The 16513-nt window shown below is 28.2% G+C and carries 18 protein-coding genes; 15 read left to right on the top strand and 3 right to left on the bottom strand.

What is annotated here, in order from left to right; translation table 11 throughout:
* Nucleotides 1-44 precede the first annotated feature (44 nt).
* The 7 genes from folE to L3B98_RS25485 all read left to right on the top strand — a co-directional run bounded on the left by folE (nucleotide 45) and on the right by L3B98_RS25485 (nucleotide 6797).
* A complete protein-coding gene (gene folE, locus L3B98_RS25515; protein WP_238918750.1) occupies nucleotides 45-638 on the top strand; it encodes a GTP cyclohydrolase I FolE in 594 nt (197 codons plus the stop codon).
* A gap of 35 nt (nucleotides 639-673) precedes the next feature.
* The gene (gene queC, locus L3B98_RS25510) at nucleotides 674-1327 is read left to right on the top strand and encodes a 7-cyano-7-deazaguanine synthase QueC (protein WP_077363662.1); all 654 of its coding nucleotides are present in this window, start codon (nucleotides 674-676) and stop codon (nucleotides 1325-1327) included.
* 101 nt (nucleotides 1328-1428) lie between these two features.
* Nucleotides 1429-1932 carry a preQ(1) synthase gene (gene queF, locus L3B98_RS25505; protein ID WP_077363660.1) on the top strand — a complete coding sequence of 168 codons (504 nt, stop codon included), beginning with the start codon at nucleotides 1429-1431 and terminating at the stop codon, nucleotides 1930-1932.
* A gap of 111 nt (nucleotides 1933-2043) precedes the next feature.
* Nucleotides 2044-3267: an NAD(P)/FAD-dependent oxidoreductase gene (locus tag L3B98_RS25500; protein ID WP_077363658.1), complete on the top strand. Its 1224-nt coding sequence runs from the start codon at nucleotides 2044-2046 to the stop codon at nucleotides 3265-3267.
* 207 nt (nucleotides 3268-3474) lie between these two features.
* Nucleotides 3475-4128 carry a (d)CMP kinase gene (gene cmk / locus L3B98_RS25495; protein ID WP_077363656.1) on the top strand — a complete coding sequence of 218 codons (654 nt, stop codon included), beginning with the start codon at nucleotides 3475-3477 and terminating at the stop codon, nucleotides 4126-4128.
* A gap of 13 nt (nucleotides 4129-4141) precedes the next feature.
* Nucleotides 4142-6046: a bifunctional 4-hydroxy-3-methylbut-2-enyl diphosphate reductase/30S ribosomal protein S1 gene (locus tag L3B98_RS25490; RefSeq protein WP_077363654.1), complete on the top strand. Its 1905-nt coding sequence runs from the start codon at nucleotides 4142-4144 to the stop codon at nucleotides 6044-6046.
* 136 nt (nucleotides 6047-6182) lie between these two features.
* Nucleotides 6183-6797 carry an NUDIX hydrolase gene (locus L3B98_RS25485; RefSeq protein WP_238918749.1) on the top strand — a complete coding sequence of 205 codons (615 nt, stop codon included), beginning with the start codon at nucleotides 6183-6185 and terminating at the stop codon, nucleotides 6795-6797.
* A gap of 78 nt (nucleotides 6798-6875) precedes the next feature.
* Here the strand turns inward: L3B98_RS25485 and L3B98_RS25480 are convergent, their stop codons facing one another.
* Entirely contained in the window at nucleotides 6876-8168 is a 1293-nt protein-coding gene (locus L3B98_RS25480) for an NCS2 family permease (RefSeq protein ID WP_173696498.1), read from the bottom strand.
* Between the two features lie 211 nt (nucleotides 8169-8379).
* Between L3B98_RS25480 and L3B98_RS25475 the strand changes: the two genes are divergently transcribed.
* Nucleotides 8380-9699 (top strand): ATP-binding protein, encoded by a 1320-nt coding sequence (locus tag L3B98_RS25475; RefSeq protein ID WP_077363648.1) that lies wholly within the window; start codon nucleotides 8380-8382, stop codon nucleotides 9697-9699.
* A gap of 68 nt (nucleotides 9700-9767) precedes the next feature.
* Nucleotides 9768-9917, top strand: coding sequence for a hypothetical protein (locus L3B98_RS25470; RefSeq protein ID WP_015393372.1), 150 nt, complete (start codon nucleotides 9768-9770; stop codon nucleotides 9915-9917).
* A 77-nt stretch (nucleotides 9918-9994) separates the two neighbouring features.
* Here the strand turns inward: L3B98_RS25470 and L3B98_RS25465 are convergent, their stop codons facing one another.
* Both L3B98_RS25465 and L3B98_RS25460 read right to left on the bottom strand, forming a co-directional pair.
* On the bottom strand, nucleotides 9995-11245 hold the full coding sequence (locus L3B98_RS25465) for a HAMP domain-containing sensor histidine kinase (RefSeq protein WP_238918748.1): 1251 nt from the start codon (nucleotides 11243-11245) through the stop codon (nucleotides 9995-9997).
* Nucleotides 11242-11919, bottom strand: a complete 678-nt coding sequence (locus L3B98_RS25460) for a response regulator transcription factor (protein ID WP_077363644.1) — start codon at nucleotides 11917-11919, stop codon at nucleotides 11242-11244. The genes L3B98_RS25465 and L3B98_RS25460 overlap by 4 nt, the downstream gene beginning before the upstream one ends.
* Before the next feature lie 318 nt (nucleotides 11920-12237).
* Between L3B98_RS25460 and L3B98_RS25455 the strand changes: the two genes are divergently transcribed.
* The 6 genes from L3B98_RS25455 to L3B98_RS25430 all read left to right on the top strand — a co-directional run bounded on the left by L3B98_RS25455 (nucleotide 12238) and on the right by L3B98_RS25430 (nucleotide 16342).
* Nucleotides 12238-14079, top strand: a complete 1842-nt coding sequence (locus L3B98_RS25455; protein ID WP_238918747.1) for a hypothetical protein — start codon at nucleotides 12238-12240, stop codon at nucleotides 14077-14079.
* A gap of 243 nt (nucleotides 14080-14322) precedes the next feature.
* Nucleotides 14323-14967, top strand: a complete 645-nt coding sequence (locus tag L3B98_RS25450) for a pentapeptide repeat-containing protein (protein WP_015393368.1) — start codon at nucleotides 14323-14325, stop codon at nucleotides 14965-14967.
* A 41-nt stretch (nucleotides 14968-15008) separates the two neighbouring features.
* Nucleotides 15009-15146: a hypothetical protein gene (locus L3B98_RS25445; RefSeq protein ID WP_173696422.1), complete on the top strand. Its 138-nt coding sequence runs from the start codon at nucleotides 15009-15011 to the stop codon at nucleotides 15144-15146.
* A 171-nt stretch (nucleotides 15147-15317) separates the two neighbouring features.
* The gene (locus L3B98_RS25440) at nucleotides 15318-15824 is read left to right on the top strand and encodes a hypothetical protein (RefSeq protein WP_173696421.1); all 507 of its coding nucleotides are present in this window, start codon (nucleotides 15318-15320) and stop codon (nucleotides 15822-15824) included.
* Between the two features lie 70 nt (nucleotides 15825-15894).
* Nucleotides 15895-16125 (top strand): hypothetical protein, encoded by a 231-nt coding sequence (locus tag L3B98_RS25435; protein WP_015393365.1) that lies wholly within the window; start codon nucleotides 15895-15897, stop codon nucleotides 16123-16125.
* Between the two features lie 49 nt (nucleotides 16126-16174).
* Nucleotides 16175-16342: a hypothetical protein gene (locus L3B98_RS25430; protein WP_015393364.1), complete on the top strand. Its 168-nt coding sequence runs from the start codon at nucleotides 16175-16177 to the stop codon at nucleotides 16340-16342.
* Nucleotides 16343-16513: the final 171 nt, after the last annotated feature.

The following is a 16513-nucleotide window of genomic DNA, read 5'->3' as shown; positions in this document are numbered from 1 at the left end:
AATGGATTAATTTGATTAGTTTTGCGGATGTAAGGAGGCTTTTTATGCCAAAAAAAATTGATACAGATAAAATTGAGAAATGTATAAGAGAAATTTTAATTGCATTAGGTGATGATCCTAATAGAGAAGGACTAATTGATACACCTAAGCGGGTAGCTAGAATGTATGAAGAAGTTTTTGCTGGAATGAATCTTACTAATGAAGAAATTGCAAAAATGTTTGGAACTACATTTGAAAATGAAGAGTATGTACCTGAGAACTATAATAATATGGTTGTAGTAAAAGAAATACCTATTCATAGTTATTGTGAACATCATTTAGCACTTATGTATAATATGAAGGTTTCAGTTGTATATATACCTAAGGAAAAAATAATAGGACTTAGTAAGATATCTAGGATAGCAGATATGGTTGGAAGAAGACTTCAACTTCAAGAAAGGATTGGCAGTAATATAGCGGAAATAGTAGCTATGGCTACAGGAAGTAATGATGTTGGTGTTCTTATTACTGGTGAACATGGTTGTATGACTTCAAGAGGAATTAAGAAACCTGGTTCAGTTACTACTACCACGACTTTTACTGGAAGATTTGAAAATAATGATATGTTAAGGCAAGAAGCTTTAATAATTATGAAATAATTAGAATTTGTATGTAAAAATGGAGGAAGTTGAATATGAATAGAAAAGCTGTTGTTGTGTTTAGTGGTGGTCAAGATTCAACCACATGTTTATTTTGGGCACTTAAAGAATTTGATGAGGTAATAGCTGTAACATTTAATTATAATCAAAAGCATAAAAAGGAAATTGAATGTGCAACTGCTATAGCTAAGGAATTAGGAATTGAACATCATATATTAGATATGGAATTGCTAAATCAATTAGCACCAAATGCACTTACAAGAGATGATATTGAAATCAAAGCAGGTGAAAATGGAGGCCTTCCATCAACATTTGTTGAAGGACGTAACATGTTATTCTTAACTTTTGCTGGAGTATTAGCTAAAGTTAAAGGTGCAAATCACATTGTTACAGGAGTATGTGAAACTGATTTTAGTGGATATCCTGATTGTAGGGACGTATTTATTAAATCTCTAAACGTTACTTTAAATTTAGCTATGGATTATAATTTCGTTGTCCATACACCTTTAATGTGGATAGATAAAGCAGCTACATGGAAAATGGCAGATGATTTTGGAAAGTTAGATTATGTAAGAGAAAAAACTCTTACTTGCTATAATGGAATTATTGGTGACGGTTGTGGTGAATGCCCAGCTTGTAAACTTAGAAGAAGGGGCTTAGAACAATATTTAGAAAGTAAAATTAAATAATTATATTGTAAAAATGCAACAGTGAACAAGCACGAGTTTGCAATGAAAAGTCTAATAACTTTTCTAGTATTATGATTATATTATATGATAAGGAGTAAATCATGAGTGAAAGTGGAAGAAAATCGAAAGAACTTGAAGGAATAAGCTTACTTGGAAATCAAGGGGTAAAATATGATTATGGATATAACCCAGAGGTACTAGAGGTTTTTGATAATAAACATCCAGATAATGATTATTTTGTTAAATTTAATTGTCCAGAATTTACTAGCCTTTGTCCAATTACTGGTCAACCAGATTTTGCAACTATTTATATTAGTTATATTCCTAATATAAAAATGGTAGAAAGTAAATCTTTAAAATTATATTTATTTAGTTTTAGAAACCATGGAGATTTCCATGAAGATTGTATGAATATAATAATGAAGGATTTAATAAAGTTAATGGATCCTAAGTATATTGAAGTATGGGGAAAATTCACACCAAGAGGTGGAATTAGTATTGATCCATATTGTAATTATGGTATGAAGGGAACTAAGTTTGAAGAAATGGCAAATTACAGAATGATGAATCATGATATGTATCCAGAAAAGATAGATAATAGATAATTTGGACAGTTAAGAGTTAGGAGTTAAGAGTTATGAGTTAAGGGAGTTACCCCAAAATTCGTAACTCTTAACTCAAAACTTCTAACTGGATCTAGCGGGGGGATTTTTAAATTGAGTAAAGTTATAGTTATAGGAGCAGGTCCAGCTGGAATGATGGCGGCATTGGAAGCTTCAAAAAAACATGATGTTATTTTAGTCGATGGGAATGAAAGGATAGGAAAGAAATTATTTATAACTGGTAAAGGCAGATGTAATGTTACAAATGCAAAAGACATATCAGAGTTTTTTGATTATATTCCAGGTAATTCTCATTTTTTATATAGTTCTTTGTATACTTTTACTAATAAAGACACTATGGAGTTTTTTGAAAATGAAGGGATTAAGCTAAAAGTAGAAAGAGGAGATAGAGTATTTCCGTATTCAGATAAATCTTCAGATATAATAAGAGGATTATCAAATGCATTGAGTAGAACCAATGTGAAAATAAATTTAAATTCTAGGGTTACAGATATTAAATTTAAAGATAAAAAGATATTAAGTATTAAAATTAACAATAATGAAGAGCTAATTGGTGATTATTTTATTTTTGCTACAGGAGGAGCGTCGTACCCTCTCACTGGTTCTAGGGGAGAAGGTCAAAAGTTTGCTCAATTGTTAGGGCATAAAATAATTCCAATGACGCCAGCGTTAGTTCCAATAGAATTTGTAGATCAAAAAGTTAAAGAACTTATGGGATTATCCTTAAAAAATGTTGAGATAATAATTAAAGAAAATGATAAAAAAGAAGTATATAAGAATTTTGGTGAAATGTTATTTACTCATTTTGGCGTTTCTGGCCCAATTATTTTAAGTGGGAGTAGATTTATAGAAAAAGGGAAAAAATATAGATTGCATATTGATTTAAAGCCTGCTTTAAATTTAGGAGAACTTGATAAAAGGATTCAAAAAGATTTTGGTAAATATTTAAATAAGGACTTTAAGAATTCTTTAGATGAATTACTTCCTCAAAAATTAATCCCAATTGTTATTGAAAGAGCAAATATTCCTGAAAATAAAAAAGTTAATGAAATAACTAAGGAAGAAAGAAAAAATTTAGGTAGAGTAATTAAGGATTTTGATTTTGATATTAAAGGATTACGTCCGTTAGAAGAAGGAATTGTAACAGCTGGTGGAGTAGATATTAAAGAAATTGATCCTTCTACAATGAAATCAAAATTAATTGACAATCTTTCCTTTGCTGGAGAAGTTATGGATGTAGATGCTTTTACTGGAGGTTATAATGTTCAAATTGCCTTCTCAACTGGTTACATAGCTGGAAATAATATACCCCTATAAAAAGAGCAGCTATGCTGCAACAACGGAACTTATATAAAAAGAGTGGCTATGCCACAATGCGGATCTTATATAAAAAGAGCAGAAAGCTAAATTTTTAAATCAGTATAGAATTTTCGATTTTTAAATATCTTCTTGTTTCAGTTGGTAAAAAATTATATAATCTTAAGGAAGACATAAATTTATAGATTCAGAAATGGGGAGAAAGTTTTGAAAATTTCGGTAGCAATAGATGGTCCTGCTGGTGCAGGAAAGAGTACTATAGCTAAATTAGTAGGAAAAGAATACAACCTAATGTACATAAATACAGGAGCTATGTATAGAGCTGTAGCTTTAAAAGCTGCAGAGAACAATTTGTCACCTGAACAAATTAATGAAATTTGTAGTATTGTAAATGATATGGAAATGCATTTTGAAAATGATGATTTAATTTTAAATGGTGAAAATGTTCAAGATCAGATAACTACACCTGAAATAAGTAACATAGTATCAAATTATGCAAGCATTCCAGAAGTAAGAACAATGCTTGTAAAACTTCAGAGAGACATGTCTTATAAATTCAATGTAATTATGGATGGTAGAGATATTGGTACCGTTGTACTTAAAGATGCAAACTTTAAATTCTTTTTAACAGCTAGTCCAGAGGAAAGAGCTAATCGAAGATTTAAAGAACTAAATAATAGAAATATAGAATGCTCATATGATCAGATATTACAGGACATAATAGAAAGAGATTATAAAGATACTCATAGAGCTACAGATCCATTAAGGAAAGCTGATGATGCTATTGAAATTGATACAACTAGTTTAGATATAAATGGAGTTGTTCGAACAATAAGCGAGTATATAAAAAAAGGAAAGTAACAGGGAGATAAACATGAGTGATGTTCTTTTAGCTAAAAATGCGGGTTTTTGTTTTGGAGTACAAAGAGCAGTAGATGAAGCATTAAGAATCCAAAAAGAATATAATAAGAAAATATATACTTTAGGTCCATTAATACATAATAATGATGTAGTTAAATTTTTAGAAAATAATAATATATATTCAATAGAATTTGAAGAGGTAGATAAATTAAGTGTTGGAGATGTAATTGTGGTTAGATCTCATGGTGTTTCTGAAATGATTTTGGATTATCTTGAGAACAAACAATTTACAGTTATAAATGCAACATGTCCTTTTGTGACTAATATTCAGAAGAAGGTTAAGAAATATTCAAAAGAAGGTTATCATATAGTAATATTAGGAGATAAAAATCATCCAGAAGTTATTGGGATCAATGGTTGGTGTAATGACAAAGCAATAATTACTAAAGATGGAACTTTTGAAGAACAGATTCCCCAAAAAGTTTGCCTAGTTTCACAAACTACAGAAAAAATGAAAAATTGGGAGAATACATTAGCAAATTTAAGTAGGGTTAAAGAATTATTAGCTTTTAATACAATTTGTTCAGCAACAGAAGTTAGGCAGAAAAGCACCAATCAAATATCAAAAGAAGCTGATGCTATGATAGTTATTGGTGGAAAAAATAGTTCTAATACTACAAAGTTATATCAAATTGCAAAAGACAACTGTATTAATACAATTCATATAGAAAACTTTAAAGAGTTACCTAAGGATTTTATTAATAAAAATATAAAAAAAATAGGAGTTACAGCTGGTGCTTCAACACCAGATTGGATAATTAGGGAGGTACTAGATACTATGAATACAGAAAACAATGTAAACACTGAAAATCAATTAGACTTAATGAACCAAAACGATATTAAGGTTATAATTGGAACTGAAGTTGAAGAAAAAGTAATATCAAAAAATAATGATGGAATTGTAATTGAAATGAATGGATATGGAATTGATGGAATCATTCCATATAATGAATTAACTACAAAGGGTGATTCAAAATCTTTAGCAGATTCTATTAATGTTGGAGATTTAATAAAAGCAAAGGTTATAAAATTACAAAATAACGATGGTTTTGTAGTTTTATCAAGATTAGAATATGAAAGAGAAGAAGCTTATAAAGAACTTGAAAAGTTATTTACTGAAGGTACAATTTTTGAAGTGAATATTAAAGAAGCAAGAGAAAAAGGATTGGTTTCAGATTATAAAGGGGTAAGGATTTTTATACCTGCTTCTCAAATTGATATAAGATTTATTCAAAATAAAGATGAATTCGTTGGAAAGAATCTTGAAGTTAAGTTGATTGATTTTTCTTTAGGTAAACCAGTGAAAGTGGTAGCATCAAGAAGAGTATTATTAGAAGAAGCAAAGAATGCTGAAGAAACAAAAGCATTAGAAAATATTAATATTGGAGATGTAGTTAAAGGTGAAGTTAAGAGATTTACTAACTTTGGCGCATTTGTTAATATTAATGGTATAGATGGATTATTACATTTATCACAAATTTCATGGAATCATATAAAAAATGCTGGGGATGTATTAAAAGTAGGGCAAATTATAGATGTAAAAGTAATAGATCTAGATAAAGAAACTAAAAAGTTATCTTTAAGTATGAAAGAACTTATGCCAAAGCCATGGGATAATGCTAAAGAAAAATACCCTGAAGAATCAATTGTTTTAGGAAAAGTAGTTAGACTAAATGATTTTGGTGCTTTTGTTGAATTAGAACCAGGTGTTGATGGTTTAGTTCATATTTCAAAAATATCACATAATAGAATTGAACATCCATCAGAAGTATTAAAAATTGGTCAAGAAATCAAAGCAAAAATCTTAGGTGTAGATGAAGAAAATAAGAGAATAAGTTTAAGTATAAAAGATGTATAAATAATACTTCGTAATTTATAAGAAAACTTTTCTTTAAAAAATAGAAGCATATAAATTCGAAAATACTACAAAATAGCATATCTATTTTGTAGTATTTTTAATATTTATATTTAGTGTATTAGGAGGTAATTTATTTATGAAACAAAATAAAATTACAAAAGTTAAACCTTTGATTGAAACGAGATATTTAAAATTATATGAAGCGGAATACGAAAATAAAGTTGGTAATATGAGAACATGGACAATAGCATCTAGGAAAGATAATGAAACTATCCAGCAGAAATTTTTTGAAAATAAAAAAGATTCACCTGATGGAGTAATAATAGCAGCTTATCATAAAGAACTAAAAAAGATAGTTATTATAAAACAATTTAGAATACCATTAAACAGTTTTGTATATGAATTGCCAGCAGGCCTTATTGATCCAGGTGAAGATGCTAAAAGTACTATTGGTAGAGAATTAATGGAGGAAACGGGTCTTAAGGTAGTAGATATTATTAAAAATAAAAGTATTGAACAGGTTTATGTATCAGCAGGAATGACAGATGAATCGTTGGCTTTTACATATTGTATATGTGAAGGCGAAGTTAGTGATGAACATCTTGAAGATGATGAATGTATTGAAACTCTATTAGTATCTAAAGACGAAGCTGTAGAATTAATTAAATCTAAGGATAAGTTTGATATCAAATGTTATTTATTACTTCAAAGTTTTGCATTGTTAGGAGAAGAACTTTTTTCTGAAGCATAGTTAAAAAAGTAGGACATATATTATTTAATAATTATGACCTACTTTTTTTGTTCTATTATTATTCAAATTTTGAATGTATTACTTAATAAAAGAATTTGCTGCGAAATATAGCAAGAAAATAAATGAAGTACTATACATGATTTTAGATACTTCTTTGCCTTTTTTATGGCATAGCTTACACAATGGATATAGGATAAAACCTAAAGCTATTCCATCTACGATACTATATGTTAATGGCATTAATATAATAGTTACAAAGCTTGGAAATAATTCACTTAAATCATTAAAATCTATATTCTTTAAATTCTGGCTCATTAGACATCCGATTATTATAAGAATTGGTGCTAATGCTACATCAGGTATTAGAGAAATAAATGGTATAAAGAATATTGATAATAAAAATAGCAAACCTGTAAACATACTAACAAATCCTGTTTTTCCACCAGCTGTAATACCAGCAGTACCTTCAACAGTCGATACAGCAGGGCTTGTACCGCTAAGTGCGCATATTATAGTAGAAAATGAAGTACACATTAATGCTTTATTAGTTTTATCAGGAGCTTTAAGTAAATCTGAAACTTGACTATGAAGTATGCCGATATTTTCAAAAACCAATACTAATGTTAATGAAAAGGTTCCTATCCAGAATTTAACTGTGCTTAATCCACTAAAATCTAATTTGAAGAATATATCATTATATTCATTGAAATTAGGCATTGTATAATGAACATTGTTTAAGTTAATTATACCTAAACACATACAAAGTAATGTACCTAAAGTTATTGAAATCAAGAAACCTCCAGGCACATTTTTTAAAAATAGTATTAAAGTAATAACCATAATAAGCATAAAAGCTATAACTTCTGGACTGGTAATATCACCAAGTTTTAACATGGTGGAAGCATCTGATACGATGATTTTTGATTTTTGTAAACCAATAAAGGTTATAAATAATCCTATACCAACAGTAATAGCTTGCTTTAAATTATATGGAATAGCTTTCATAAGATGCTTTGATAATGGCGTAATTGCTATTATCACAAATATTATTCCTGAGATAAAAACTGAAGCTAATGCTTGATGATAATCTAGACCAAGAGTACGAATTAAAGTATAAGTAAATAATGCATTCACTCCCATACCTGGCATAATTATCAGTGGGGTGTTGCTTACAAATGCAACTAGTAGACAGCTTACAGCTGAGGAGAGTGCTGTAGCTATAATTAGTGGTTTAACAGAAATACCTCCATCGCTTAATATATTTGCATTTACAATAATTATGTACATTGATGCAACAAAAGAAGTTAGTCCTGCTAAAATTTCGCTTTTAATTGTAACTTTGTGTTTTTTTAGTTTAAATAATTTTTCCATCCTTTCAACCAACTTTCAAATCTCCCTCACCCACCCGCACAAAAAGTGCATGTTTATTATAACATTAATAAAATATATGTCAACTCTGAGTTCCTATTTTGGTATTAACTTTAAAGATAGTATTAAATAAGAATTTATATATAAAAATAATGGTATTGTTTTAGAAATAGTAGTAAAATATTATTTAATACTAATAAATGGGGGCGTTTATATGAATCTGGAATTTGAGCAAATAAGCAAAACAAGGATAATGATAAATTCGTTATGTATATTTACAAACATTAAAGAAAATAATGTGATAAGGAAATATAAAGCATTATTAAAGTATATAGAAAAAGATAAAATATCTGCTGAGAAAGCTATAGATCTATATAATGATTTTATCTATTCTTTATTAGATGTGACAAGCAATACTTGCTTTAAAAAATTTATAATAGATATATTGTTTTTAGATAGTAATCCTTTCACAAGGATTATTGATAATAATAATTTAAATAATATCAGCATATTAAATCAAGTGAAATTTGAGCTTGAAGCTTTAGAAAATATAGCTAATATCAAATCATCTAATATTAAAGAAGCAATTATATCGAAAAGCAAAGCTAAGACTTTTCAAATAGATATAATTCAATCACTTATTGATTTAAAACTTGAAGATGATGAAGCTGAATCAGAAAAAGCTATAAATAAGTTAAAAAAGCGTATTGTTTCTAATAATAATTGGGCACAATATTTAGATGAGATTATAAGTTTTTATAATCAATATGGTACAGGGGAATTTGGAGAATATAGGGCTTTTGTTTGGGAACATGAAAATGATAGAAAGTATCTTAGGGGAATAAAAACTCCAGATCCAGTGAGATTACAAGATTTGGTTGGATATGAAGATCAAAAAGAAACGATTATAAGCAATACTAAGCAATTTTTGAAAGGTTATCCAGCCAACAATATTCTATTATATGGTTCAAGAGGAACAGGAAAATCATCAACTGTTAAGGCTATTATAAATGAATTTTATAATGAAGGGTTACGACTTATTGAAGTTGATAAAAGTAAACTAGTAGACTTTACTAGGATAATAAGAATTCTTAAGGATAAAAAACTAAAATTTATAATTTTTGTTGATGATTTAGTTTTTGAGGAAGGGGAAGCAAGTTATTCAGCGTTAAAAACTATATTAGAAGGTGGAGTAGAAAATAGATCAAATAACATATTAATCTATGCAACAACGAATAGAAAACATTTAGTTAAAGAAACTTTTAGTGAAAGATCCGGTGATGAGATTCATGCAAATGATGCAATAGAAGAGAAGTTATCTTTAGCTGATAGATTTGGTATGACAGTATCATTTTATTCTCCAGATCAAAAAGAATATTTAACAATAGTTGATAATATAGCTAAAGCTAGAGGGTTAGAGGTTGATAAAGAATATTTGCATAAAGAAGCATTAAAATGGGTAAGATGGTATAATGCTCGATCACCAAGAACTGCAGTTCAATTTATTAATTGGTTTATTGGTGAAATGAATTAATAATTTTCTTTGTATACATAACTATCGCCATAACACTAATACTATAAATTAGATGGGAGGTGATTAGAGTGTCTAAAGATAAAAAAGAAAAACTGATTTTACAATCTGGTAGTATGTCACAGTCGAAAGTTAAATCTTATGTTGAAAAAGAAAGAGATGAATTAAGGACAAAAAGAGTTTCTAGAGGCAAAGATATAACAATAAATAATAAATATTAGAATGAACTAAGACTTATACAAAATGCAAAATATTCTGAAGAATATTACCATAGATATTCTTCAGAATATTTTTAGTTCTAAGTATTTTTTGCCAATGTGAAAGCAACACTAAAAGTAGTACCTTCAGCTTTAGAACTTTTAACAGCTATCTTACCATTATGAGAATCCGCTATTGTCTTTCCAATAGCCAGTCCTAAACCATAACCATCTTTTTTTCTGGCTCTTGATTCATCTATTCGATAAAAGCGTTCAAATATATAGGGGATTTTTTCTTTTGAAATAGGTTCACCTTCATTATTAATCGATAGTACTGCTTTATCTTGAACTTTAGTTAAGGTTACTTTTATAGTACCTCTTTCCTTTGAATATTTTATTGCATTATCAATAAGAATACATACTAATTGTTTTAATCTATTATTGTCTCCATTTATATAAAGGTCTGGAGTTATTTCGCTATCAATTAGTTTTTCCTCTTCAAAAGCAACTGATTCAAAGGGAAGAACACAGTTCCATATGATATCACTAAAATTTACTTTAGACAGAACAAGATCATTTTTATTAGCATCAGATTTTGCTAAAAATAAAAGATCATTAACCAAAGTTGTCATTCTTTCTCCTTCAGCTTTAATATAATTAATCCATTTAACTTGATTATATATAGTGTCCTCTTTATGTGATAAAACAATATCAGCATTTGCTAATATAACTGTAAGTGGAGTCTTTAATTCATGAGAAGCATCTGCAACAAATTGCCTTTGTTGTTCCCAAGATTTCTTTGTTGGCTTAACTGCCCAATTAGCTAAGTATAAACTAACAATAAAAAAAGCAATTAAACTTCCAATTCCAACTAAAATAAATGTTTTTAATAAAGAGTTTAGGGTGTTTATTTCTAAATTTCTATCAGTAAAGGCAATTTTCATTCCTTTTTCATTTGGATATTTTAGAAATCGGAAGTTTTCATTTTGAATTATTCCTTTTAAATTTGCATTTGCTAAAGCAGAATTTACTAATGTATTTAGGGTGACAATATCGGATTTATCTATATTATTGTAATATACATTAGTTATATTGTTGTTGGTATCTAATTGAACTGCAAAAGAAATAATTTGTGGTTGTGGTGGAAGAGAATCAACATTTTGTTCTCCGATGTTAATTTGTTTTTTTAATATTTCATTTTCCTGTTCAATGGTTTTTTGAAGAGTATCATTACTTTCTCGTACAAGTCTATTGCTGGTAGAAATGTACACAGCTCCAAAAGTAAAAATAAGAATAATAATTATCAAAATCATGTTAATAAAGACAAACATCTTTTTTAATTTATTAATCATTTTTTATTTTCTCCTAAATGATATCCTATTTTTCTAACTGTTTCTATTGTTACAGTTGAACCTAAAAAGAAAAACTTCTTCCTTAAAAATGAAATATATACTTCAACATTATTATCTTCAGCATTAGAATCAGAACCCCAAACCTTTAATATCAAATCTTCTTTTGTAATAATACTGGTTGGATTAGACATTAATAATCTTAAGATTTCAAATTCCTTTAAACCTAAGTGTATTGATTTACTATTACATAAAAGTGTATTTGCAGATTGATTTAAAACTAAATCTCCAAATTTAAGTTCATTAGAAACTATTTCGCCTTGCCTTCTTGATAATGCTCTAACTCTTGCAAGTAATTCTTCGGGCGAAAAAGGTTTTGTCAAATAATCATCAGCTCCACAATCGAGGCCGGTTACCTTATCTGCAATTTCATCTTTTGCAGTTAATAATATTACAGGTGTCTTTTCATTATTTTCTCGCATTTTACGAACTATTTCAAAGCCATTCATTTTAGGCAACATTACATCTAATATAATAACATCATATATACCACTCATTGCATAATCATATCCAGATTCACCATCATTAACTATATCAGCAATATATTTATTTTGAATCATTATTTGGCCTAAGGCTTCAGCTAATCTGATTTCATCATCAACTATAAGTATTCTCATATGGTTTTACCTCATTTCTTAAATAAATATGCATTTGAGATTTTATAATTAGTTTTAATGTTAATGTAAAAAATAAAATCTTAAATCACACAAAGGATAAAAATATCTGTAAGTCAAATTATCGTTCCTTATATATGCAATTTAATTTTAGCATAGTTTCCTTAAATTAACCTGAAATAATTCTTTAAGACTAATTTAAGGTTAATGTTTTACAATACAGACATAAACAAGAACAAAACAATAAATAATTAGAAATAAAAGCATTGATATTAAAAGTTATCAATGATAATAAAACTATTTTTGAAAGAAGGAATTAATATGATAAGAAAAAAATATAACAAGATTATAGCAGTTTTAGTTGCAAGTTTTATAATAGGAAGTACTTTTGTTGGATGTGCAAATAAGACAGCTAGCGCTGAGGTGACTTCAACAACTGTAACAGCAGAACAAAGTAAAAATACTACATTACTTGGAAAAGTTAAAGGAATTGATGGAAGTAAAATTACTATCTCTTTAGGAGAAGAAATTACTACAACAAATTCAAATACAGCCAATGGACAAGGACAAAGTTCTGCTCCCCCAGAGAAGCCAGTAGGCGAAACAAATACTCAAAACAACAATTCAGCACCACTTGATAAAACAGCTGGAGATCAATCAGTAGATGGTCAAGGGACTGGAGATAATAGTGGAACGCCTCCAGAAATGCCACAAGGTGATGGAGCACCAGGAATGGGGAATTCAAGTACAACTACATTTAAAACAAATGGAGAAGAAAAGACTATTGAAATTAAAAATGAAGGAATTATCTCGGTAGCAAAAGGTAGTAAAGCTATAGCAGGTACTTTAGCAGATATAACTATAGGTGAAATATTAAGTATAGATTATGATAGTACAGGAAATGTATCAGGCATTACTGTAAAATCTAATAATACTACTTATACTGGAGGAGATCAAACTGGTAAGCTTACATTAACAGCAACATATTCAGCAAATGGGGAAACAAAAACTTCTGCAAATGAAAAAATCACTGATACTACAGCAGACCAAAATGGGGTATTAGCTGCCAATGGAGGAAATATAAATATTTCAGGAGCTTCTATTAATAAATCAGGAGATACAACTTCTGAAGATGAATGTAATTTTTATGGAGTAAATAGTGGAGTAGTTGCAGCAGGGGCTAGTAATATAACAATTAGCGACAGTGCAATAAACACAGATTCTGAAGGTTCGAATGGAATTTTTGCAACAGGTGATGCATCTATAATAAATGTTTCAAATGTAACTATTAATACAACTAAAAATTCTTCAAGAGGTTTAGATGCAACTTATAATGGAACTATAATTGCTAAAAATACAAAAGTAAACACTCAAGGAACACATTGTGCTGGACTTGCTACAGACAGAGGTGAAGGTACAGTTCATTTAACAGATGGAACAGTTAAAACAACAGGAACTGATTCGCCAGCAATATATTCAACTGGAAACATTACAGCAAAGGATTCTAATCTTACTGCTACAGGATCAGAAGCAGCAGTAGTTGAAGGAAAGAACTCAATTACATTAAATAATTGTACAATTTCTGGTGAGAAGAAAAATGGAGTTATGCTTTATCAAAGTATGTCAGGTGATTCAGGTGTAGGAACCAGTTATTTTAACATGACAGGTGGAACTCTTACATCAGTAGAAGGTGCATTATTCTTTATCACAAATACTGATTCTGAAATTAATTTAAAAGGAGCTACCTTAAAGAATAGTTCAGGAGTATTATTAAATGCAGCAGCTACCTCAAGATGGGGGAATCAAGGATCTAATGGTGGAAATGTTACATTAAATGCTGACAGTCAAACACTTGAAGGTGCAATAACTTGTGATAATATCAGTACTGTTATTTTAAATTTAAAAAATAACTCAACATTAATAAGTACAATAAATACTGATAAGACAGCAAAATCTGTTACAGTAGCATTAGATAAGACATCAACTTGGACAGTAACAGGAACTTCATATATAGCTGTTTTGTCTGATGAGGATACAGATTTATCAAATATTAAAGACAATGGAAATATAATTTATTATGATGCATCTAACAGTGCAAACAGCTGGTTAGGTGGAAAGACTATAACATTAAGCGGTGGCGGAGAATTAAAGCCACTTCAATAAAATTTAGTTTGCAAATAATAAGTGGATTCAAAATGTGTAAATACATCTTGAATCCACTTATTGTTAAATAACTCATTAATATTTTTTGAGTAACTAATCTTATAAATATTTTTCTTCATATCCAGATATAATAAGCCTATAGTGTATATAATTTCTTTAAATTGTGATAGAATATAAAGACAAATATAAAATAAATTGATTTATAACGATAATTGTTATGACAATAAGGAAAGGATATTAATAATGTCTATAAACAGAAGTGCACCAGAAAATTTTTATTATGATAATGCAGAAAAGACTAATAAAAATTTTATTTATAAAAATCTTAGAAGAAGTAAGTGTTATAATTGTAATTTTTCATGTTCAAATTTTGATTATGCAAATTTAAGAGGGGCTCACTTTAAAAAATGTAATTTTTTTAGATGTAGTTTTAAAGGAGCTGAATTTGTTGGATCAAATTTAAAAGGTTGTAAGTTTAAAGAAGCTAAATTTGAAGATACAATATTTGAAGAAGTTAACCTAGATGGTGTTGATTTTAGTGATGCAAAATTTAAAAATACTATATTTTTAGGTTGTGACACAACAAAAGCAAAAAATTTAAATGAGAACACTAAAGGTATAAGAATATTTGATGAAGTTCCTGAATTAGAAATAAGTGAGGATTTAGAGAATATAGTAACTGGCTTAATGGATAATCAATATATTAAAAAATCCAGGGTATTTGATACAAAGGATGGAAATATTAATAAATTAACTTTGCTTAGATTAAGTGAAATATTTGATGAAAAAACCTTAATTGAAGGATTTCATTATATAAAATATGAAATTGATAGAGATTTTTATACTTTAAGCTATGTTATTAGATTGATAGAAAATATGCACAATTAATTTTATTTTTTGTGAAATCTAACCATTAGGGAGGAGTTTTTATGAGTAAGGAAAGCGGCAATAAAAAGATTACAATTACAGAGGAACAAGCATCCAAGGCTGCTGAGGCTATATTAAATTCATGGTTAAGATCAGATGAAACTGTTTCGACCAATAAAGACTCTACAAAGAAAAAATAAAAAAATACATAATACGAGTTCAGGAGTGTTTTTATTAAAACCTCCTGTTTTTGATTTTTTAAAGAAATTCAGAAATAATTTGGTGATTAGCTGATAATTGATAATCGAACTTTGATAATTGAAACATATATATAAGTCATAGGAATATTAATTTTGGAAGGAAAGCTTTTTGTGTTAAATAATAGTGTTTGCAAAATAAGCGAAGGTTTTGCTAGAAGAAAATTTAATAAAGAAACTCAAAATACAAACGTGTATAAGATTTATACTGAAGAAATCATCCTTAAATACAAAGATAGTTATAAACGAATATTAAAGTTAACCAATGATAAAGCTAAAACTAAATTTATTATATATAACAAAATTATAAAGTGGTATAAAAATGAAAAAAATATTAATATTACGATGGAAAAAATTTTTGTAAAAAGTAAACTAGGTTCTTATAATTGTGGTGGATGTGGAATTACTGCATCATTTTTAGCAGGATTAGCGTCTAGCGGAATTATTTATTACATGGATCATTTTATAAATGAAATTAGTCCTTTATTATTTCCTTTATACTTTATTACAATTTTAAGTTTTGGTACTAAATACCTTTCTAGTGAAGATAAGAAGGTTGAAATGTATAATATGTTTTTAGAAGTATTGGAACATATAGATTATGATAAAAATGATAATTGAGGATAAATAAAATACGGATAGAAACAAGCTAAACTACACAATATATTTTCGTAGAAAGGAAGTGGTTATTATGAAAAATGAAATTAAAAATCAATCAAATAATTTTGCGAGTTTCACAAGTGTAAGTCCCAATGCAACTGATCTACAATCAAATGTAAAAGGTGGTCGTACAAGTTCTGATAAAAAAGATGCTGGTAATAATGAGTGGTCTTCGGTTCCGTTAACTTATGACAAAGAGGATTCTACTCAAAAAAAAGAAAAGACTGCTACTAATAATCAATGGTGTTCAACATCAAAATAATTATAATTGTAATACACGCTACTTTTATTGATGAAGGAGTTGGTATATTATGAGTAAACAATATAATGATGAAGAAAAAAACATGAATGATAATTATATCCCTTATCAAGGTGGTTATATTTCATATGAACCAAATGTTTTGACAGAACACTATACGGTCAAAGGCTTTGAAGGAAAGATAGAAAAAGATAAAGAATCTAATAGTAGATGGTGTTAACGTATCTTTTATAAAAATTTAGTTATTTTATCATGAATATAGATTTAGCTTCCTTCATATAATTATATGTATATATTGTATGGAGGAAGTTGTTCTTATAAATTTATTAACAGGATTGCATTTTATTACTTGTTGACTAGGTAATTTATTAGAATTATAATTTATTTATAA

The sequence above is a fragment of the Clostridium sp. YIM B02555 genome (assembly GCF_022320955.1).
Lineage (GTDB): Bacteria > Bacillota > Clostridia > Clostridiales > Clostridiaceae > Clostridium > Clostridium saccharoperbutylacetonicum.
Note: the sequence above shows the minus strand (reverse complement) of the source record. Positions and strands in the feature narration are given on the sequence as shown.

Coding starts and splice junctions, on each gene's coding strand:
- L3B98_RS25465 (WP_238918748.1), bottom strand. CDS start 11,245: ATGATTAATAAATTAAAAAAGATGTTTGTCTTTATTAACATGATTTTG.
- L3B98_RS25485 (WP_238918749.1), top strand. CDS start 6,183: ATGAAACAAAATAAAATTACAAAAGTTAAACCTTTGATTGAAACGAGA.
- L3B98_RS25480 (WP_173696498.1), bottom strand. CDS start 8,168: ATGGAAAAATTATTTAAACTAAAAAAACACAAAGTTACAATTAAAAGC.
- L3B98_RS25450 (WP_015393368.1), top strand. CDS start 14,323: ATGTCTATAAACAGAAGTGCACCAGAAAATTTTTATTATGATAATGCA.
- L3B98_RS25475 (WP_077363648.1), top strand. CDS start 8,380: ATGAATCTGGAATTTGAGCAAATAAGCAAAACAAGGATAATGATAAAT.
- L3B98_RS25435 (WP_015393365.1), top strand. CDS start 15,895: ATGAAAAATGAAATTAAAAATCAATCAAATAATTTTGCGAGTTTCACA.
- L3B98_RS25490 (WP_077363654.1), top strand. CDS start 4,142: ATGAGTGATGTTCTTTTAGCTAAAAATGCGGGTTTTTGTTTTGGAGTA.
- L3B98_RS25455 (WP_238918747.1), top strand. CDS start 12,238: ATGATAAGAAAAAAATATAACAAGATTATAGCAGTTTTAGTTGCAAGT.
- L3B98_RS25445 (WP_173696422.1), top strand. CDS start 15,009: ATGAGTAAGGAAAGCGGCAATAAAAAGATTACAATTACAGAGGAACAA.
- L3B98_RS25430 (WP_015393364.1), top strand. CDS start 16,175: ATGAGTAAACAATATAATGATGAAGAAAAAAACATGAATGATAATTAT.
- queF (WP_077363660.1), top strand. CDS start 1,429: ATGAGTGAAAGTGGAAGAAAATCGAAAGAACTTGAAGGAATAAGCTTA.
- folE (WP_238918750.1), top strand. CDS start 45: ATGCCAAAAAAAATTGATACAGATAAAATTGAGAAATGTATAAGAGAA.
- L3B98_RS25460 (WP_077363644.1), bottom strand. CDS start 11,919: ATGAGAATACTTATAGTTGATGATGAAATCAGATTAGCTGAAGCCTTA.
- queC (WP_077363662.1), top strand. CDS start 674: ATGAATAGAAAAGCTGTTGTTGTGTTTAGTGGTGGTCAAGATTCAACC.